We start from the raw sequence: 19,525 nt of genomic DNA on the forward strand, positions 1-19,525 counted from the left end.
GCCGGACGGGCCCGGCTCAGCCGACGTCCGGGTTCAGGCGCAGGACGCCGGTGTCGTCGGAGACGACGCCGTCCGGGGAGAGGGTGAGCCCGCCGGTCTCGGTCGAGAACGGGTCCAGCACGACCTTCCACGGCATCGTCTTGTTGGTGCTCCACAGCCGGCGGCCCCGCGGGCTGGTGGGTTGCACGGACCGCCTGCGGATCTGGTGGCTGACCAGCCTGACGGTGCCGTCGTCCGCGACCTCGCCGGTGAGGAAGCGGATGGTGCCGTACTTCGCGAGGCCCCCGTGGGTGACCTGCACGGGCTCGCCCGGGGCCCGCTGGACGGCGGTGTCCGCGTGGACCTCGCCGGCCAGGTAGAGGTCGACGTCGGCCCGGCGCAGGAGCTGCCAGAAGGCGCTGCGCTCCCCGCCCTCGAGCCGGAGGTGGCTGCTGGCGAAGGTGCGGACCGGGCCGAGCACGGGGGTGTGGCCCTGCACGAGGACCGTGTCGTCGGGCTCGGTGCGGGCGAGCACCCGTCGTAGCCACGCCAGCTGGGCGTCGTCGACCGTGGTCCTCACGCGGTCCTTGCGGCGGGTGAAGACGTCGACGCTCACCAGGAGCACCGACGGCGCCAGCCACACGGCGTACGCGGTGTCGGCGTGCTGTCCGGTCGGCGGGTGCATGCGGTAGCGGGGCCGGCCGCCCGGCGCGGTGAACTGGCGGGCGAAGACGTTCTTGAACCGGTCGTAGTAGGCGTACTGGCGGGTCCCGGCCCGCGGCAGGTTGTCGCCGATCTCGTGGTCGCCGACCGCCACGCGCACCCGGTCGGTGTCGACGCCGGCCTGGCGCCAGTAGGACTTCCACCGCGAGTAGTAGGCGTTGCCGGCGCGGGTCACGGCGGCGGGACCGGTCCCGAAGACGCGGTCGTCCCGCTTGTCCAGCTGCCACTGGCCCTCCACCAGGTCGCCCGCGACGAGGTAGTCGTCGGCGTCCTGGGCGGCGAGCTGGCCGAAGACGTTCTCGACGTTGGCGGCCCAGTGCTCGTTCCACGAGTTGGGCATCCCCGGGCGCCAGGTCGCGGTGCCCCGCAGGTCGGCGACGTCGCCGTTGAACAGGTCGGGGACCGACAGGAACCGGTACGGCGCGTCGCCGGACCGCTCGCGGGCCGCGGGGGTGCCGGCCTCCGCCGGCCCGGGGCCGGCGGGGGTCCCGACCTGCCCGGCCGCGAGCACGAGCGCGAGGACCGTGGCCACCACGGCCACCCCACCGCGCACGACGGCCCCCGGGCGCACGTCAGCCGCCCGCGAACGGGGGCAGGTACTGCACCGCCTGCCCCGGCCGGACGACGACCTCGGCGTGGTCGGTCGTGCCCGTCGGGCGGTCGTCGACGAGGACGGAGCAGACCCCGAGGACCTGCTGCAGCCGGGCGTCCCCGCCGTGCTCGCCGAGGACCGCGGCGGTCACCTCGGCAAGGCTCAGCGGGCCCTCGACGGACAGGTCGGCGCGCGCGGTCCCCGCGGCGGCCCGGGCCGCGGCCCACAGGTGGACCGCGATGACCCCGGGGGTCACGACCCCTCCGTGGGCGGCGTCACGGTCCGCGGAGGTGCTGGTCGACGTCATGGGTCAAGTATCCTCACGTGCTCACACGGTTTCCGCAGCCGACCGCCACCAGGACCAGCGAGGACCAGCGATGAGCACCCTGTTGCTGCTGACCAGCGCGCTGCAGCCCTCCGCCGAGGTGCTGCCGAGCCTCGCCCTGCTGCGGCACACCGTCAAGGTGCTGCCCGCCGAGGGCAGCGCCCTGCTCGAGGCGCCGGCCGCCGACCTGATCCTCGTCGACGGCCGCCAGGAGCTGGCCGCCAGCCGCGACCTGTGCCGGCTCATCAGGACGACGGGCTCGCAGGTGCCGGTGGTCCTGGTGGTCACCGAGGGCGGGCTGTCCGTCGTCGCCGCGGACTGGGCCATGGACGACGTCGTGCTCGCGGGCTGCGGTCCGGCCGAGCTCGAGGCGCGCATCCGGCTGGCCGCTGACCGGCTGGCCGCGGCGCGCGACGCCGAGGACCCCGAGTCGCACGTGATCCGCACCGGCGAGGTCGTCGTCGACGACGCGACGTACACGGCGAAGGTGGGCAAGCGCTCGCTGGACCTGACCTTCAAGGAGTTCGAGCTCCTGAAGTTCCTCGCGCAGCACCCCGGGCGCGTCTTCAGCCGCCAGCAGCTGCTGCAGGAGGTGTGGGGCTACGACTACTTCGGCGGCACCCGCACCGTCGACGTCCACGTCCGGCGCCTGCGCGCGAAGCTCGGCCCCGAGAACGAGACCCTGATCGGCACCGTCCGCAACGTCGGCTACCGGTTCGTGCTGCCCACCAAGGAGCGCGAGACCCCCGAGGTGCGCCGCGGCGCCGACGCATGACCGCGGCGACCCCGACCAACCGCGCCCTCGACGCCGACGTCCTCGTCCGCATCCGCGAGGTCGCCCGCGCCTGCGAGGCCGCGGACGGCGTGGCGCCCTTCGACGAGGCCACCTGGCGGGCGCTGCACGACCGGCCCGCCGCGGAGGTCGGCTTCTGGCTGGCCGACGACGGCGTCGCCCTGCTCGTGGACGGCGAGCTCGGCCTGGCCGTCGATCCGGCCGCGCGGGGCCGAGGCCGGGGTCGCGCGCTGCTCGAGGAGGTGCAGTGGGTCACCGAGGGCGAGCCGTTGCGCGCCTGGTCCCACGCCGACCACCCCGCCGCCCGGGCGCTCGCGGCGTCGTACGGCTTCGACGCGGTGCGGGAGCTGTGGGTGATGCGGCGGCCCTCCACCACGCCGCTGCCGACCCTGGAGGTCCCCGCCGGGATCCGGATCGACACCTGGACCCCCGCCGACGCCGACGACCTCCTCGCCGTCAACGCCGCCGCCTTCGCCTCCCACCCCGAGCAGGGCGCGATGGACCACGACGACCTCACCTCCCGCATGGACCAGGACTGGTTCGACCCCGCCGGACTGTTCCTCGCCCGCGACACGACCACGGGCGACCTGCTCGGGTTCCACTGGACGAAGCGGACCTCCGAGGAGCTCGGCGAGGTCTACGTCCTCGGGATCTCCCCCGCCGCCCAGGGTCGCGGCCTCGGGAAGGTCCTCACCCTCGCCGGCCTCCACCACCTCGTCGACGAGGGCCCCGGCGGTCCGGGCGTGGGCGAGGTCGAGCTGTACGTCGAGGCCGACAACGACGCCGCCGTCGCCGTCTACGACCGCCTCGGCTTCACCCACGCCGCCGTCGACACCCACGTGATGTACGCCCGCCCCTGACGCCGGGTCGGCACGGCTGCGCACCTCTACGACGCCGAGTCGGCACGTCTGCGCACCTCCGGGACGCCGAGTCGGCACATCTGCGCACCTCTGGGACGCCGAGTCGGCACATCTGCGCACCGAGCGCGGCTCGTCATTGCGCAGACGTGCCGACTCGAGGCCCCTGGGCTGCGCAGACGTGCCGACTCGGCACTCAGCCGATGGCCGCCCGCAGCGCCGAGGTGAGCTCACGGGTGGCGAGGCGGGCGGTGGGGGCGACGCCGACGAGGTTGAGGAAGCCGTGGATCTGGCTGGGGTGGCGGCGCACCTCGGTGCGGACGCCGGCGCGCTGCAGGACGAAGCCGTAGTCCTCGCCCTCGTCGCGCAGCGGGTCCCACCCGGCGGTCGCCACGTGCGCGGGCGCCAGCCCGGCGGGGACGTCCTCGGCGAGCAGCGGGGAGATGCGCGGGTCGGTGCGGGTCGCCGGGTCGGGGGTGTACGCCTCGGTCACCTGGTCGATGAACCGGCCGGTCAGCAGGAAGCCCTCGGCGTACTCGTCGCGGCTGCCGCCGGTGCGGGTGGCGTCGGTGATGGGGTAGGCCAGCAGCTGGAACGCCAGCGGCAGCCCCTCCGCGGCGGCCTGGCGGGCGACGTGCGCGGCCAGGTTCGCGCCGGCGGAGTCGCCGCCGACCGCGAGCCGGTCCAGGTCGGCGCCGACGAGGTCGGGGTGCTCGACGACCCAGCGGTACGCCGTCCACGCGTCGTCGTGCGCCGCCGGGAACCGGTGCTCGGGACCCATGCGGTACTCGACCGACAACACCCGGACGCCCGCCTCCTCCGCGAGGAACCGGCAGGGGCCGTCGTGGCTCTCGACGTCGCCGGAGACGAAGCCGCCGCCGTGGAAGAACAGCAGCAGGGGCGCCCGCTGCTCCAGCAGCCGCGACCGCGGCACGTACAGCCGGCCCCGGAGGGCGCCGGGCCCGCCCGCGCCCTCGCCCTCGTTCGCGCCCAGCAGCAGGTCCCGCACCGACGCCACCCGGCGGCGGCCGCCGGCGGCCGCGGTCTGCTGGTCGAGCGCCACGCGGGTCCCCTCGATGTCGAGGTCGCCGAGCTGCGGCTCGCCGGCCAGCGCCGCGAGACGGAGCATCAGGCGGACGTCGTTGGCCAGCCACTGCCCCTGCTGCACCTGCGGGGAGGTGAGCCGTCGCCGTACGGCGCCCGGGAGCGCCAGGACCGTCTTCAGCGTCGCCGCACGCGCCAGCTCCGCCACACCTCGCCGTCTGACCATGGCCAGCGACACTATCGAGACGCCCGACCCGGCGCGGGTCCCGGGCGTCGCGCGGGATGCGCGACGGGGCGCGTCGCGACGAGTGGCGCAGAACTCACCGGCGAGTCCGTCGGGGTCGTTCTCGGGTCACCCTCCGTTCACCGGACGGTGGAAGGATGGGACCCATGACGACCGACCCCTCCTCGCTGGCCGCCCACGTCGCCGGGTCGGTCGAGGACGGTCCCGTCGACCTCGGCCCGTCGGCCGCCGTCGGGTCGGACAGCTTCGACGTGGAGCCGCCGTACGTGCCGGACCCCGAGGCGATCGGCGCCGTCCAGAAGTACGACGACCGCTTCCTCGACCGCGAGCTGTCCTGGCTCGCGTTCAACCAGCGGGTGCTCGAGCTGGCCGAGGACACCGGCCTGCCGCTGCTGGAGCGGGTCCGCTTCGCCGCGATCTTCGCGAGCAATCTCGACGAGTTCTTCATGGTCCGCGTCGCCGGCCTCAAGCGGCGCATCGCCGCAGGGGTCGCCGTCCGGGCCGCGTCCGGGCTGATGCCCCGCGAGGTGCTGAACGCGATCCACGCCAAGACCGGCGAGCTGGCCGACCGCCACTCCGCGCTGTTCGTGGACACCCTCACCCCCGAGCTCGAGTCCGCGGGCATCCAGCTGCTGCGCTGGGAGGAGCTGGACCGCGAGGAGCAGAAGCACTGCAAGCGGCTGTTCAAGGACCGGGTCTTCCCGGTGCTGACGCCGCTGGCCGTGGACCCGGCGCACCCGTTCCCCTACATCTCCGGGCTCTCGCTGAACCTCGCCGTCATGGTGCGGCACCCGAAGACCCGCAAGGAGCACTTCGCCCGCGTCAAGGTGCCGCCGATCTTCGACCGGTTCGTCCCGCTCGGCAACCAGCGGTTCGTGCCGCTGGAGGACGTCATCCGCGAGCACCTCAAGCGCCTCTTCCCGGGCATGGAGATCGTGAAGGTCTTCTCGTTCCGGGTCACCCGCAACGAGGACCTCGAGGTCGAGGAGGACGACGCCGAGAACCTCCTCGCCGCGCTCGAGAAGGAGCTGCTGCGCCGCAAGTTCGGGCCCGCCGTCCGCCTCGAGGTGGAGGAGTCGATCGACCCGGACGTGCTGGGGCTGCTGAAGTCCGAGCTCGACGTCACCGACGACGAGGTCTTCAAGCTCCGGGGTCCGCTCGACCTGCGCGGCCTCGGCGACATCGCCGACCTGCCGCGCGAGGAGCTGAAGTACGCGACCTTCGTGCCGTCGACGCACACGCACCTCGCCGAGGTGGAGTCGTCCTCGCCGGTCGACGTGTTCAAGTCGGTACGCCGCCGCGACGTCCTGCTGCACCACCCGTACGACTCGTTCGCCACGTCCGTGCAGCGCTTCCTCGAGCAGGCCGCCGCCGACCCGCAGGTCCTCGCGATCAAGCAGACGCTCTACCGCACCTCCGGCGACTCCCCCATCATCGACGCCCTCGTGGACGCCGCCGAGGCCGGCAAGCAGGTGCTGGTGATCGTCGAGATCAAGGCCCGCTTCGACGAGCAGGCCAACATCCGCTGGGCCCGCAAGCTGGAGCACGCCGGCTGCCACGTCGTCTACGGCCTCGTCGGCCTGAAGACCCACTGCAAGCTCTCGATGGTGGTGCGCGACGAGCCCGACGGCATCCGCCGCTACACCCACATCGGCACCGGCAACTACAACCCGAAGACCGCCCGCCACTACGAGGACCTCGGGCTGCTGACCGCCGACGAGGTCATCGGCGAGGACGTCGCGCACCTGTTCAACAACCTGTCCGGCTACTCGCGGCAGAGCTCGTACGAGCGGCTGCTGGTCGCGCCGGACTCGGTGCGCGAGGGGCTGGTCACGCAGATCCACGCGGAGATCGCCCACCACCGCGCCGGGCGACCCGCCCGCGTGCGGATCAAGGCGAACTCCGTCGTGGACGAGGCCGTCATCGACGCGCTCTACCTGGCCTCCCAGGCCGGGGTGCCGGTGCAGCTCTGGGTCCGCGGCATCTGCTCGCTGCGGCCCGGCGTACCCGGTCTGTCGGAGACCATCGAGGTGCGCTCGGTGCTTGGGCGCTACCTGGAGCACTCACGGATCGCGTGGTTCGAGAACGGCGGGGACCCGGCCGTGTGGATCGGCTCCGCGGACCTCATGCACCGCAACCTCGACCGGCGCGTCGAGGTCCTGGTGCGGCTGCCCAGCGAGGCCGCCATCGCCGAGGTCGCCCGGCTCCTCGACCTGGGCCTGTCGGACGACGCCGACACCTGGCACCTCGACACCGACGGCGCCTGGACCCGCCACCGCGGGCCCGTGCACGTCCAGGACGAGCTCATCGCGCAGCAGCGCCGACGCCGCGGCTGAGGTGACGGCGGGGGCGTGTCGTACCGGGCGGGTTGCCCGGTGACGACGCGGCGGTCCTAGAGTGGGTCGCCGTCCGTCCCCCACCCATCGAGGTCTGCAGTGGCTTTCCGGTTCCGTCCGGTCGACGCATCGTTCTTCGAGCTCTTCACGGAGTCGGCCAAGCACCTCGTCGTGGGTGCCGGCCTCCTCGCCGAGATGCTCGCCGAGGGCGCCGACCACGAGGACGTCGCCCGCCGCATGCGCGACGCCGAGCACGCCGCCGACGAGACGACCCACGCGATCATCCGGGCGGTGAACAGCACCTTCGTGACGCCGTTCGACCGCGAGGACATCTACCGGCTCGCCTCCGGTCTGGACGACGTCATGGACCTGATGGACGAGGCGGTCGACTTCATCCTGCTGTACGAGGTGAAGCAGCTGCCCGCCGAGCTCTCCGAGCAGGTCGAGGTCCTCCAGCAATGCGCTGAGATCACCGCGGCGGCGATGCCGCGGCTGCGGTCGATGAAGGACTCCGAGCTGTCGGAGTACTGGATCGAGATCAACCGCCTCGAGAACGCCGGCGACAAGCAGCACCGTCGCATCCTGGCCGCGCTGTTCGGCGGCTCGTACAAGGCGATCGAGGTGCTGAAGCTGAAGGACATCGTGGAGACCCTCGAGGGCGCCGTCGACGCGTTCGAGAAGGTCGCCAACACGGTGGAGACCATCGCGGTCAAGGAGTCCTGACAGCCCGATGAGCGCCGAGCTCGCGATCATCGTCACCGTCGTCGTGGTCGCCCTGGTCTTCGACTACACCAACGGCTTCCACGACGCCGCCAACGCGATCGCCACCTCCGTCTCCACCCGGGCCCTCACCCCGCGGGTCGCCCTGGCGATGGCGGCGGTGATGAACTTCGTCGGCGCCTTCCTCGGCCAGAAGGTCGCCACGACGGTGTCGGAGGTGATCAGTCCACCCTCGGACGCCCACGGCCTCGTGATCGTGCTCGCGGGGCTGCTCGGGGCGATCGCGTGGAACATGGTCACCTGGTACTTCGGGCTGCCCTCGTCGTCGTCCCACGCCCTCATCGGCGGCCTCGTCGGGTCGGCCGTGGCGGCCGGGACGGTCGTCAAGTGGGACACCGTGGTCGACAAGGTCCTGATCCCGATGATCTTCTCGCCGCTGTTCGCCTTCGCCGCCGGCGGCCTGGTGATGCTGGCGATCATGTGGATCTTCCGCCGCGCCAACCCCGGCCGCGCGAACCGCCGCTTCCGCGCCGCGCAGACCGTCTCCGCCGCGGCGATGGCGCTCGGCCACGGCCTCCAGGACGCCCAGAAGACGATGGGCGTCATCTTCCTGGCGCTGCTCACCGGCGGCTACGCCTCCGCGGGCGACGACCTCCCGCTGTGGGTGATCTTCTCGGCCGCCGCCGCCATCTCGCTCGGCACCTGGTCGGGCGGCTGGCGGATCATGCGGACCCTCGGCCGCCGCATCATCGACCTCGACCCCGCCCGCGGCTTCGCCGCCGAGTCGGTGGCCGCCTCGGTGCTGTACACGACGGCGTACGTCTACGAGGCCCCCATCTCCACCACCCACACCATCACCTCCGCGGTGATGGGCGTCGGCGCCACCAAGCGCCTCTCCGCCGTCCGCTGGGGCGTCGCCCGCTCCATCCTCACCGCCTGGGTCCTCACCTTCCCCGCCGCCGGCCTCGTCGCCGCCGGCTCCTACGTCGTGCTGTACGCCGTCCTGGGCATCTGACGTCTTTCCGACCGGTCCTCCGGGCGCGTGGCGGGCGTCGTCCACAGGTTCCGGGGCGCCGTTGCGGGTAGTCCCCTGACCAACTGCTCGTCCGAGGCGGTCTGAGGAGCAGATGCTCAGGGGACTACCGCGCCGGGTGGGCCACGGCTGTGGACGGCGGGTCGACCACAGCCCGCGCGGCGGTCGGCGACGGTGAGGCGGAGACGCCACCCGGCCGGTGGGACGAGTGTCCAGGCGCGCGTGGCGGGGTCCTGCCAGCGGGCACGAGCCCGCGTACGCAGCATGCGGGCGGCGAGCCCGTCGCGGTCGGCGGTCTGACCGGCCACGACGCTGAACGTCTCGAGTCCGGCCGCTCGCAGGTCGTCCTCCCGGCCGACGTCGCGGCGGCGGTTGCTCGGACCGAGGTGGAACTCGGCACCGTCGTACTCGCCCAGGACGCCGGCTACCGGATCGAGGATGTCCGGGGTCCCGAGGTGACGGCCCCGACGGTCGAACACCGGCTGGTTGCAGAGCACCGGCGGCAGGCCGGCGTCCAGGAGCCAGACCAGGCGCATCCGGGTCTCGGGCGGGGACCAGGAGTTCTCCGAGATCAGGGGCAGCGCGTCGCGGACCCTCTGCACACCGGTCCAGCCTGAGAGGTGGGGCAGGTAGTCACCGATCTCGGCACGGGAGACCAGGTTGGCGTACGCCGCCATGTCGGCCGCCACGATCCCCTCGCGCTCCCCCTCGGGGTAGCGGAGCTCGAAGCAGACGCTGCGCACCGGGACCGTCACGGGGACCCCGTCGACCACCCTCACCTCGCAGGGGTTGAGCCGCTCGGCGGAGAAGCGCTGCCCGGGGAAGGGGCGGATGTCGGCGTTGGTCGCGAGCAGGACGACGTCACGCTCGGCGCGCCCGTCCGGCGTACGCCCGTCCAGCCAGGTCGCCCCCAGCCACCTCAACCCGGCCCAGCCGGTGATGGCCCCCGATGCCGGCAGACGGGCCGCCGCCTCGACGACGCGTTGCTCGGGGGCGTGCGCGTCGACGTCCGACGGCACGTAGAGCCCGGGTCCGCTGCGGCGCCACCGGGGACCCCGGGCCGATCCCGGCGTGGGGCCGCGGCGCCCGGTGGGGTCGATCGGGACCGGCCACACGAGGCCGGGTCGCAGATCGAGGGGCGCGGGTCGCACCCGGAGATGGTCGGCGATCCGCCCCGTCGAGGTCGGGGTCTCTCCACAGCCCCTGGGGACGACGCGGATAGTCCCCTGAGGAAACGCTCCGTCAAGGGCCTTTTAGGAGCAGTTGCTCAGGGGACTACCCGCACGGGAGGGAGGAACCTGTGGAGAAGGGGGCGGAGCGGCTCAGCCGAAGCGACCGGAGATGTACGCCTCGGTGGCGGACTCGTCGGGGTTCGAGAAGACCTTCTTGGTGGGGTTGAACTCCACGAGCTGGCCGGGCTCGCCGGTGGCCTTGAGGTTGAAGAAGCCGGTCTCGTCGGAGACGCGGGCGGCCTGCTGCATGTTGTGGGTGACGATGACGATCGTGTAGTCGGACTTCAGCTCGTGGATGAGGTCCTCGATCGCGGACGTCGAGATGGGGTCCAGCGCCGAGCAGGGCTCGTCCATCAGCAGGACCTGGGGCTCGACGGCGATGGCGCGGGCGATGCAGAGGCGCTGCTGCTGGCCGCCGGAGAGGCCCATGCCGGGCTTGTTGAGGCGGTCCTTGACCTCGTTCCAGAGGTTCGCGCCCTTGAGGGACTTCTCGACGATGCCGTCGGCCTCGGCCTTCTTCATGCGGCGCGAGTTGAGGCGGTTGCCGGCGAGGACGTTGTCGTAGATCGACATCGTCGGGAACGGGTTGGGGCGCTGGAAGACCATCCCGATCTGGCGGCGTACGGCGACCGGGTCGATCGAGGGGTCGTACAGCGACTGCCCGTCGACGACGACCTTGCCCTCGACGCGGGCGCCCGGGATGACCTCGTGCATGCGGTTCAGCGAGCGCAGGAAGGTCGACTTCCCGCAGCCCGACGGGCCGATGAAGGCGGTGACCGACCGGGCCTTGATCGTCATGTTCACGCCCTGCACCGCGAGGAAGTCCCCGTAGTAGATGTTCAGGTCGGAGACGTCGATGCTCTTGGCCATGATCTCAGTGTGTCCTCTTCTGGGCGATGCTGGTGCGGGCTGCTGCAGGACGGCGCGTCAGCGCCCGGTCTTGGGGGCGAAGATCTTGCCGACGAGGCGGGCCAGCAGGTTCAGGCCCATGACGATGGCGATCAGGACGAGCGCCGCGCCCCAGGCGCGTTCCTGCCCGAACTCGGGCGGCACGCCCGGCTGCGTGTACGAGTAGTAGATGAACACCGGCAGGGTCTGCATCCGGTCGGCGAACAGGTTGAAGTTCACCGAGTCCGTGCTGCCCGCGATGATCAGCAGCGGCGCCGTCTCGCCGATGACGCGGGCGACGGCCAGCGTCACGCCGGTGAGGATGCCGCTCAGGGACGTCGGCAGGACGACCTTCACGATCGTGCGCCACTTCGGCACGCCGAGCGCGTACGCCGCCTCGCGGAGCTCGTCCGGGACGAGCTTCAGCATCTCCTCGGTCGCCCGCACCACGATCGGGATCATCAGCAGGCTCAGGGCCACCGAGCCGCCGAAGCCCATGCGGATGCCGGGGCCGAAGATCAGGACGAACAGCGCGTAGGCGAACAGGCCGGCGACGATCGACGGGATGCCGGTCATCACGTCGACCAGGAAGGTGATGGCCTTCGCGAGCTTGGCGGTACGCCCGTACTCCACGATGTAGATCGCCGTCATGACCCCGACCGGGATCGAGATGACCGCGGCGCCGAGCGTGATCAGCAGGGTGCCGATCAGGGCGTGGTAGATGCCGCCCTGCTCGTCGCCGATCACGCCGCGCATCGAGTAGGTGAAGAACTCCGGCGACAGCGCCGGGAGGCCGTTGGACAGCACGGTCCACACCAGGGACAGCAGCGGGACCAGGGCGACGAGGAACGCCGACCAGACCACCGAGGTGGCGAGGCGGTCGACACCGCCGCGCCGGCCCTCGAGCGCCCAGGCCCAGACGGTGAGGCCGACGATGAAGGTCACGGCGGCGAGCACGCCCATGGCGATCACGCCGCCGCCGAGGATCAGGCCCACGCCGACGCCGACGGCGAGGGCGGCGACGCCGACGACGTACGGCGCCGCGGCGGGCAGGCGGGGACCCGACAGCGGCATGGCGTCGCGGGACGCCGAGGGCTTCTCGAGCGTCTGGGTCATCGGCTCATCCTCCGGGCGGAGCGACCCGCGATGGCGCGGGCGGCGAAGTTGACGGCGAAGGTGATCGCGAACAGGACGAGCCCGCTGGCGATCAGGATGTTGACGGCCAACCCGGTGGCCTCGGGGAACCGCAGCGCGATGTTCGCGGCGATCGTGGAGGGGTTCGTGTTCGAGATGAAGTTCAGGGTGATGACGCCGCTGGCCGACAGCACCAGCGCGACGGCCATGGTCTCGCCCAGCGCGCGGCCGAGGCCGAGCATGACCGCGGAGATCATGCCGGAGCGGGCGTAGGGGAAGACCGTCATCCGGATCATCTCCCAGCGCGTGGCGCCGAGCGCCAGCGCGGCCTCCTGGTGCAGCGTCGGGGTCTGGGCGAAGATCTCGCGGCAGATGGCCGTGACGATCGGGAGCACCATGATCGCGAGCACGACGCCCGCGGTGAAGATGGTGCGGCCGGTGGTGGACGCCGGGCCCGCGAAGAACGGGATCCACGGGACAGTCTCGGCGAGCCAGCGGTACATCGGCACGAGCTGCGGGCCGAGGACGGTGATGCCCCACACGCCGTACACGACGCTGGGGACCGCGGCGAGCAGGTCCACGATGTACCCGAGCGGCTTGGCGAGGCGCTTCGGGGCGTAGTGGCTGATGACCAGGGCCATCGCGAAGGCCAGCGGCGTGGCGATCACGAGCGCGATGACCGCGGCGACCAGGGTGCCGTAGACCAGGGGCCAGACGTAGGCGACGAAGCTGCTGCCCGTCTCCTCGCGGGCGCCCAGGATGCCGGGCACGCCCTCGTACAGCAAGAAGACCGCGACCCCGGCCAGGGCCAGCAGGATGACCAGCGCGGCGCCGACCGCCGTCCCCTTGAAGATCGCGTCGCCGGGCCGACGTCCTGCCCCGCGGGCCTCGTCGATCGTCGTGCTCACTCGTGCTCCTCGCGCTCGTCGCGCCGTCGTCCGTGCCGTGTCCTGCCTGCGTCGTCAGTGTGGGGGACGACGCTGCCATCCACCGCGCACGGTCCCGGAACCGCGGGGGGCGCGGTTCCGGGACCGAGGTGCACGGCGTCGGGCACGGTCAGCTGATCTGGTCGACGATCTCCGTCGCCTCGCTGCTGACGTCGTCCGAGAGCGGCGCGGAGCCGGCGGTCTCGGCCGCGGCCTCCTGGCCCTCCGGGCTCACGACGTAGGACAGGTAGGCCTTGACCAGCGCGGCCTCGTCGGCGTCCTCGTAGGTCGGGCACGCGATCATGTACGACGCGAGGACGACCGGGTAGACGCCGGCCTCCTCGGTCTCACGGTCGATGTCGACGGCCATCGAGTTGGCCTCGCGGCCCTCGACGCGCGGGGAGGCGTTGATGATCTCCGCCGCGGCCTCGGGGCTGGGGGCCACGAACTCGTCGCCGACCTGCACGGTCGCGGCGGACAGGTCGCCGGCCTGGCTGGCGTCGGCGTACCCGATGGTCCCGTCACCGCCGCCGACGGCCTCGACCACGCCGGAGGTGCCGGTCGCGGCCTCGCCGCCCTGGATCGGCCACACGTCGCTGGGCTCCTCGCTCCAGCCGCCGGCGGCCGCGAGGTACTCGGTGAAGTTCTCGGTGGTGCCCGAGTCGTCACCGCGGTGGACCGGGGTGATGGCGGTGTCGGGCAGGTCCACGCCGTCGTTCGTGGCGGCGATCGCGGGGTCGTCCCACGTCGTGATGTCGCCCTCGAAGATGCCGGTGATCGTCTCGGGGTCGAGCTGGAGCTCGTCGACGCCCTCGAGGTTGAAGATGACGGCGATCGGGCTGACGTACGCCGGGACCTCGATGGGGTCCTCGCCGCTGCAGCGCTCGGTCGCGGCGGTCAGCTCCTCGTCGTCCATGTAGGCGTCGGAGCCGGCGAACGCGACGCCGCCGTCGATGAACTGCTCGCGGCCGCCGCTGGAGCCGATGGGGTCGTAGTTGACCGTGACGTCGGGGTTGGCGTCCAGGAAGCCGGACTGCCACGCGCCCTGCGCGGCCTCCTGCGAGGACGCGCCGGCACCGGCGATGGTGCCGGACAGGCCGGTCTCCTCGGCGCCGGAGTCGGTCGAGCCGCCCTCGTTGCCGGCGCTGCAGCCGACGAGGACGACGGACAGCGCCACGGCCGCGAGGCCGGGCACGAGGGCCCGGGGGGACCGCTGGGAAGTGATGCGCACTTCGTACTCCTGGTTCGTGTTCACTGCAGGGGTGATCTCGTTGACGTCGCAGACGCTAGGGAGCCGAGGTGACACGTCCGGCCGTCGGCGGTGAACGAGCGGTGAACGGGGGCGGGAGACTCGGCGCCGGGACGGCGAAACGAGAGACGCAGGTCACGCGCGGCGCCGCCCGGTGGGGCAGAGTTCGCCCACCCGAGACCGGGGCGTGACCCGCGGCGCGGGTCGGGCCACGTCGGGCCGGGACCAGCGCTAGCGGCCGAGGGGCGCGTCGAGGGGCCCGCAGGCGAGCACCAGCCCGTCACGGTGGTGCGCGACGAGGAGCCCGGCCGGCTCCAGGCGGGGCTCGGACGAGCCCAGGGCGGCGTACACCAGCGGCAGCACGGGCCGGTGGGTGCACAGCACGACCGGCCGGCCGAGGTCGCGGGCCTCCTCGACGACGTCGCGGACGCCGGCCGCGGTGGCGCCCTCCTCGCTGAGCGCGTCGCGGTTGCGGACCTTGCGCGCCAGCGTGGCGGCGTACGGCGCGACCGTCTGGGTGCAGCGCGTGCTGGGCGAGGTCACGACCCGCTCGACGCCGTACGCCGAGAGGACGGGGACGAGGCGCTCGGCCTGCCGCTCCCCCGACGCCGTGAGGGGGCGGACGCGGTCGTCGCGGCGCCAGGCCTTGCGCGAGTGGGCGTCGGCGTGGCGCAGGACCAGCAGCGGGTCGCTGCGCCGCTGGTGGACGGCGGCCTCGCGCACGGTGGCGCGGTCGCGGGAGTACGTGAGCCGCGCCAGCGCGTCCGCCCACGGCATCCAGACGACCTCGTCGATCTCGTCGGCGCGGCGGTAGCCCGCGACGTCGTCGTCCCCGAGGACGCTCGCGGTCCAGTAGTGGACGGTCTTGCTGCGTCGCGCGCGCCCGGAGCCGACGGTGTAGCGCTGCTCGGTGAGGGCGACACCGAGGAGCACGTCGAGCCCGGTCTCCTCGGCCACCTCGCGGAGGGCCGCTGTGGTGGCGTGCTCGCCGCGGTCGAGCTTGCCCTTGGGCAGCGACCAGTCGTCGTAGCGGGGTCGGTGGACCAGGAGCACCTCGGGCGGACCGCCCCGGGACGTCCGCCGCGTCACCACCGCGCCGGCGGCGACCACGTGCCTGTGCTGCGCCATGGCGGCTAGTCTCACAGCACCCGCGACCCAGGAGGACCCGCCCCATGCGCAGACGGCTCGTGGTCGTCGTCGGCGGGCTCGTGGCCCTCGCGCTGGTGGCCGGTGCCGCGGTCGTCGCCTACCGGGTCGTCACCGCGCCCGAGGGCGACCTCGTCCGCGCCGCCGAGGTGTCCCCGGCGTCGTCGCAGCGGCTCTCGTTCACCGACTGGGCCGGGGTGCGCGAGGAGGTCGGGGCGGACGTCGACGCGGACTCGCCGGGCAGCGTCGTGACCCGGTTCCTCGACGACGCCTTCGCCTCCGACCTGACGTCGACCTCGGCGATGGTGTCGTCCGCGGCGGGCCTGCAGGACTCCTTCGGTCTCTCCCCCGCGACGGTCGGCTGGGAGGGGTTCAGCCAGTCCGCGGACGGCCAGGTCGTCGCCCTCGGCGTCGAGGACGACGACGCGGAGGCGCTCGCCGGCACGCTCGACGACCTCGGCTACACGGCCCCGTCGGCGGACGACGGCGTGTGGGACGGCGGAGCGGACCTGCTCGCGCGGGTGGACCCCACGATCAGCGCGGTGTTCGGGTACGTCGTCGTGCTGGCCGACCAGGGCCTGGTGCTGACGTCGGACTCCCGCGGCTACCTCGACACCGCGCGCGACGCGGCCCTCGGCGACGAGCCGTCGATGGCCGAGGAGGTCGGCGACGCCGTCGGTGCGGTGTCCGACGGCGTGGCACCGCTCGCGGCCGCGGTCGCCACCGCCGAGTGGGCCTGCGTCGAGCTCGGGACCTCGCGCACCGACCCCGAGGCCCAGGCGACGTCCGAGCGGCTCGTCGACGCCGCGGTGGCCGAGGGCGGCGACGTCGACCCGATCACCGCCTTCGCGATGGCCGAGATGACGGGCGGCGGCGTCCGGACCGCCCTGTCGTTCGAGACCGAGGACCAGGCGCGGGACAACGCCGACCCGCGGGCCCGGCTGGCCTCGGGTCCGGCGACCGGGCAGGGCGGGAGCTTCCGGACGCGGTTCGCGCTGGACTCGGTGGTGGCCGACGGGCGGACCGTCGTCCTCGAGATGGACCCGCGGCCCCGGCAGCTGCTGCTCTCGGACCTGTCGAGCGGTCCGCTGCTGTTCGCGACCTGCTGAGCCCCGGACACGCGCGCCGGGCACGGGCCCCGGACATGACGAAGCCCCGACCGGCAGTGCCGGTCGGGGCCTCGAGAAGTTCTGGTGTCGCTCGGATCAGACCGGGCGAACGTTCTCCGCCTGGGGACCCTTGGGGCCCTGGGTGACGTCGAACTCGACCTTCTGGTTCTCGTCCAGGGACTTGTAGCCCTGGGTCTGGATCGCCGAGTAGTGCACGAAGACGTCGTCGCCGCCGTCCTCCTGCGCGATGAAGCCGAAGCCCTTCTCAGCGTTGAACCACTTCACGGTGCCTTGAGCCATGGTGCTGGTACTCCTCTATCAGTGTGAGTCGCCACCTCGGCGACCCGCCACAGGTAATGCGGGTGACACGTCGCTCCCACCCGCAGCAAGGAGCTGACGGAAAGAAACGCCGTTGGACACGAACTCCGCGGGCGTTCGACCTGCAAAGACACATGCACCTGTAACGCCTCCGACAGTACCAAGCCGTCCCCCTCCTCGCGCCATCCCCGCGTCCGAACTGTGGATGACCACCACGGGAACAAAGACCGATTGCCCAGGGTTACCATTGCCGAAAGCAATCATTGTGGGAGGAACGGATGTCAGTCACCGACGCGGACGCCGGCCTGCGGGCCAGCCGCGAGATCGTCGAGGCCCTGCGTCTCATCGGTCCGCTGCGCCGCGAGATCGCCCGGCTCGTGCCCGACGAGGTCGGTCCCGGGGGCCTGACCGCGCTGCGGGTGATCTCCGAGACCAGCGCCCAGGGCGGCGCCGCCCGCGTCAGCGACATCGCTGCCGCGCAGCACGTCGGGCTGCCCGTGGCGAGCCGGCAGGTCCGCCAGCTCGAGGACGACGGCCTCGTCGCCCGCGAGGTCTCCCCCGACGACCGCCGGGCCCACCGGCTGTCGCTGACGGAGTCCGGCCGCGCCCTGCTCACCCGGGTCCACGCGGACCTCATCGCCTCGATCGACACCGTCCTCGGCGACTGGGACCCCGCGGACGCCGTCACGCTGGCCCGCCTCATGGCGCGGCTGCACGAGGGCGTCTCCCGGCTGCCCGACGCCGTCCCCCACGACCCGACCACCCACACCACCCCTCGCACCCTGCAGGAGAGCGCTCGATGACCACCGCACCACCCGACCCGACCACCCGCGCGGAGAGCGAGGCGGCCACCCCGGCCACCCCGGCCGCCGACTCCCCCGCGCCCATGACGCCGCGGGAGATCATCACCGCCCTGTCGGGGCTGATGATGGGCATGCTCGTCGCGATCCTGTCGAGCACCGTCGTGTCGACGTCGCTGCCGCGGATCATCGCCGACCTCGGCGGCGGGCAGTCGTCGTACACCTGGGTCGTCACCGCGACCCTGCTCGCCATGACCGTCTCCACGCCGGTCTGGGGGAAGCTCGCCGACATCTTCGACCGCAAGCTGCTCCTGCAGCTCTCGCTCGGCCTGTTCACGATCGGCTCCGTGCTGGCGGCGTTCAGCCAGAGCGCCGGTCAGCTCATCGCCTGCCGCGGCGTCCAGGGCCTCGGTGTCGGCGGCCTGATGTCGCTGGCGATCATCGTGATCTCCGACATCATCAGCCCGCGTGAGCGCGGCAAGTACATGGGCGTGCTCGGCGGCGTCATGTCGATCGGCACCATCGGCGGCCCGCTGCTCGGCGGCCTCGTCACCGACGCCATCGGCTGGCGCGCGAACTTCTTCCTCGTCGTCCCGCTCTCGCTGGGTGCCCTGCTGGTCATCCAGAAGACGCTGCACCTGCCGAAGCGCGCGCGGACCGGCGACGTCCGCCTCGACTACCTCGGCGCCTTCCTCGTGACCGCCGCGGTCTCGACCCTGCTGATCTGGGTGACGCTGGCCGGCTCGAGCTTCGACTGGGCGTCGGTGACGTCGTACGTGATGGTCGGCGGCTCGATCCTCGCCGCCGTCCTGTTCGTGCTGGTCGAGCGCAAGGCGCACTCGCCGCTGCTGCCGATGTGGCTGTTCAGGAACCGAACCGTCGTGCTGACGATCATCGCGAGCATCGCGGTCGGCGTGGCGATGTTCGGGACGACCGTGTTCCTGTCGCAGTACATGCAGCTCGCCCGCGGCGAGACCCCGACCACGTCCGGCCTGCTGACGCTGCCGATGGTGCTCGGCTCGGTGGTCTCGTCGATCGTGATCGGCCAGCTCATCAGCCGCACGGGCGTCTGGAAGCGCTACATGGTCACCGGCACGCTGTTCCTCACCGTCGGCCTCGCGCTGATGGGGACCATCCACTACGACACGCCGTTCTGGCACCTCGTGATCTTCATGGCGATCGTCGGCATCGGCATCGGCGCCGTGATGCAGAACCTCATGCTCGTCACCCAGAACGTGCTCCCCGTGACCGAGATGGGCGCCGGCTCCTCGTCGGTGACCTTCTTCCGCAGCCTCGGCGGCGCGGTCGGCGTCTCCGCGATGGGCGCGCTGCTCGGCAGCCAGGCCTCCAGCCGGATCACCGACGGCCTGCTCTCGCTCGGCGTCCCCGCCTCGGCGATGGGCTCCGGCGGCAGCGGCCAGATCCCCGACCTGTCCGAGCTGCCCGGCCCGGTGCGCCTGGTCGTCGAGCAGTCGTACGGCGAGGCCGTGGCGCACGTCTTCCTCGCCGCCGTCCCGCTGGCGATCGTCGCCTTCATCGCGGTCGCGCTGCTGCCCAACCTGCCGCTCGGCACCAAGACCGGCATCGAGCAGATGGCCGAGGAGCGAGCCCTCGCCGAGGGCGCCACCGAGCCCGAGCCGGAGACCGGCCCGGCCGCCCGGGGGTCCGAGACCGCTGCCGCGGTCGACGACCCGCACGAGCCCGGTGCCCACAAGGCCGAGTCGGTGGGCACCCACCGCCGCTGACCGCTCACCCGGCCCGGCCCCGACGGAACCGTGCTGGCGTCCCGATGCAGTCGATGCGTCGGGGCGCCCGCACCGTCATGTCGCCGAGTCGGCCCCAACGCTCACCTCAGGAGCGCCGAGTCGGCCCCAACGCTCACCTCAGGAGCGCCGAGTCGGCCCGAACGCTCACCTCAGGAGCGCCGAGTCGGCCCGAACGTACGGCGTTCGGGCCGACTCGGGGTCATACGGCGGTGCGTTCGGGCCGACTCGACGTCGTACGGCGGTGCGTTCGGGCCGACTCGACGTCGTACGGCGGTGCGTTCGGGCCGACTCGACGTCGTACGGCGGTGCGT

Annotated in this window: 18 protein-coding genes; 8 read left to right on the forward strand and 10 right to left on the reverse strand. The window is 72.6% G+C overall.

Annotated elements, in window-relative coordinates; all coding sequences use genetic code 11:
* Positions 1-16: 16 nt before the first annotated feature.
* The gene (locus tag Q0858_RS20490; RefSeq protein ID WP_299058221.1) at positions 17-1,234 is read right to left on the reverse strand and encodes a metallophosphoesterase; all 1,218 of its coding nucleotides are present in this window, start codon (positions 1,232-1,234) and stop codon (positions 17-19) included.
* Between the two features lie 40 nt (positions 1,235-1,274).
* On the reverse strand, positions 1,275-1,601 hold the full coding sequence (locus Q0858_RS20495) for a MoaD/ThiS family protein (protein WP_299058222.1): 327 nt from the start codon (positions 1,599-1,601) through the stop codon (positions 1,275-1,277).
* Positions 1,602-1,671: 70 nt separating this feature from the next.
* On the opposite strand from Q0858_RS20495, the gene Q0858_RS20500 reads away from it, so the two are divergent.
* A complete protein-coding gene (locus Q0858_RS20500; protein ID WP_299058223.1) occupies positions 1,672-2,394 on the forward strand; it encodes a response regulator transcription factor in 723 nt (240 codons plus the stop codon).
* Positions 2,391-3,272 (forward strand): mycothiol synthase, encoded by an 882-nt coding sequence (gene mshD / locus Q0858_RS20505; RefSeq protein WP_299058224.1) that lies wholly within the window; start codon positions 2,391-2,393, stop codon positions 3,270-3,272. Before Q0858_RS20500 ends, mshD begins: the two co-directional genes overlap by 4 nt.
* A 193-nt stretch (positions 3,273-3,465) precedes the next feature.
* On the opposite strand, the gene Q0858_RS20510 is transcribed toward mshD, so the two are convergent.
* Entirely contained in the window at positions 3,466-4,539 is a 1,074-nt protein-coding gene (locus Q0858_RS20510) for an alpha/beta hydrolase (protein WP_299058225.1), read from the reverse strand.
* Positions 4,540-4,703: 164 nt separating this feature from the next.
* Between Q0858_RS20510 and Q0858_RS20515 the strand changes: the two genes are divergently transcribed.
* From Q0858_RS20515 to Q0858_RS20525, 3 genes are all read left to right on the forward strand, one after another.
* Positions 4,704-6,893, forward strand: coding sequence for an RNA degradosome polyphosphate kinase (locus tag Q0858_RS20515; protein WP_299058226.1), 2,190 nt, complete (start codon positions 4,704-4,706; stop codon positions 6,891-6,893).
* Positions 6,894-6,992: 99 nt separating this feature from the next.
* The gene (locus Q0858_RS20520) at positions 6,993-7,616 is read left to right on the forward strand and encodes a DUF47 family protein (protein ID WP_299058227.1); all 624 of its coding nucleotides are present in this window, start codon (positions 6,993-6,995) and stop codon (positions 7,614-7,616) included.
* Positions 7,617-7,623: 7 nt separating this feature from the next.
* On the forward strand, positions 7,624-8,628 hold the full coding sequence (locus Q0858_RS20525; protein WP_299058228.1) for an inorganic phosphate transporter: 1,005 nt from the start codon (positions 7,624-7,626) through the stop codon (positions 8,626-8,628).
* Positions 8,629-8,744: 116 nt separating this feature from the next.
* Here Q0858_RS20525 and Q0858_RS20530 read toward each other — a convergent pair whose 3' ends face one another.
* From Q0858_RS20530 to Q0858_RS20555, 6 genes are all read right to left on the reverse strand, one after another.
* Positions 8,745-9,797, reverse strand: coding sequence for a hypothetical protein (locus Q0858_RS20530; protein ID WP_299058229.1), 1,053 nt, complete (start codon positions 9,795-9,797; stop codon positions 8,745-8,747).
* A 171-nt stretch (positions 9,798-9,968) separates the two neighbouring features.
* Positions 9,969-10,748, reverse strand: a complete 780-nt coding sequence (gene pstB, locus Q0858_RS20535) for a phosphate ABC transporter ATP-binding protein PstB (protein WP_299058230.1) — start codon at positions 10,746-10,748, stop codon at positions 9,969-9,971.
* Between the two features lie 57 nt (positions 10,749-10,805).
* Positions 10,806-11,882, reverse strand: a complete 1,077-nt coding sequence (gene pstA, locus Q0858_RS20540) for a phosphate ABC transporter permease PstA (RefSeq protein WP_299058231.1) — start codon at positions 11,880-11,882, stop codon at positions 10,806-10,808.
* Positions 11,879-12,808, reverse strand: a complete 930-nt coding sequence (gene pstC / locus Q0858_RS20545; RefSeq protein ID WP_299058232.1) for a phosphate ABC transporter permease subunit PstC — start codon at positions 12,806-12,808, stop codon at positions 11,879-11,881. Before pstC ends, pstA begins: the two co-directional genes overlap by 4 nt.
* Positions 12,809-12,956: 148 nt before the next feature.
* On the reverse strand, positions 12,957-14,057 hold the full coding sequence (gene pstS / locus Q0858_RS20550; protein WP_299058233.1) for a phosphate ABC transporter substrate-binding protein PstS: 1,101 nt from the start codon (positions 14,055-14,057) through the stop codon (positions 12,957-12,959).
* 249 nt (positions 14,058-14,306) lie between these two features.
* Positions 14,307-15,203: an NUDIX hydrolase gene (locus Q0858_RS20555; RefSeq protein WP_299058234.1), complete on the reverse strand. Its 897-nt coding sequence runs from the start codon at positions 15,201-15,203 to the stop codon at positions 14,307-14,309.
* A gap of 44 nt (positions 15,204-15,247) precedes the next feature.
* Here Q0858_RS20555 and Q0858_RS20560 point away from each other — a divergent pair, with 44 nt between their 5' ends.
* On the forward strand, positions 15,248-16,330 hold the full coding sequence (locus Q0858_RS20560; RefSeq protein ID WP_299058235.1) for a hypothetical protein: 1,083 nt from the start codon (positions 15,248-15,250) through the stop codon (positions 16,328-16,330).
* Between the two features lie 96 nt (positions 16,331-16,426).
* Here the strand turns inward: Q0858_RS20560 and Q0858_RS20565 are convergent, their stop codons facing one another.
* On the reverse strand, positions 16,427-16,630 hold the full coding sequence (locus Q0858_RS20565; RefSeq protein WP_056863399.1) for a cold-shock protein: 204 nt from the start codon (positions 16,628-16,630) through the stop codon (positions 16,427-16,429).
* 296 nt (positions 16,631-16,926) lie between these two features.
* On the opposite strand from Q0858_RS20565, the gene Q0858_RS20570 reads away from it, so the two are divergent.
* Together Q0858_RS20570 and Q0858_RS20575 are read left to right on the forward strand one after the other, a co-directional pair.
* Positions 16,927-17,451 (forward strand): MarR family transcriptional regulator, encoded by a 525-nt coding sequence (locus Q0858_RS20570; protein ID WP_299058236.1) that lies wholly within the window; start codon positions 16,927-16,929, stop codon positions 17,449-17,451.
* Positions 17,448-19,193 carry an MDR family MFS transporter gene (locus Q0858_RS20575; RefSeq protein ID WP_299058237.1) on the forward strand — a complete coding sequence of 582 codons (1,746 nt, stop codon included), beginning with the start codon at positions 17,448-17,450 and terminating at the stop codon, positions 19,191-19,193. Before Q0858_RS20570 ends, Q0858_RS20575 begins: the two co-directional genes overlap by 4 nt.
* The last annotated feature ends 332 nt before the right edge of the window (positions 19,194-19,525 follow it).

Origin of the sequence: uncultured Nocardioides sp. (assembly GCF_947489365.1) — a bacterium.
Lineage (GTDB): Bacteria > Actinomycetota > Actinomycetes > Propionibacteriales > Nocardioidaceae > Nocardioides.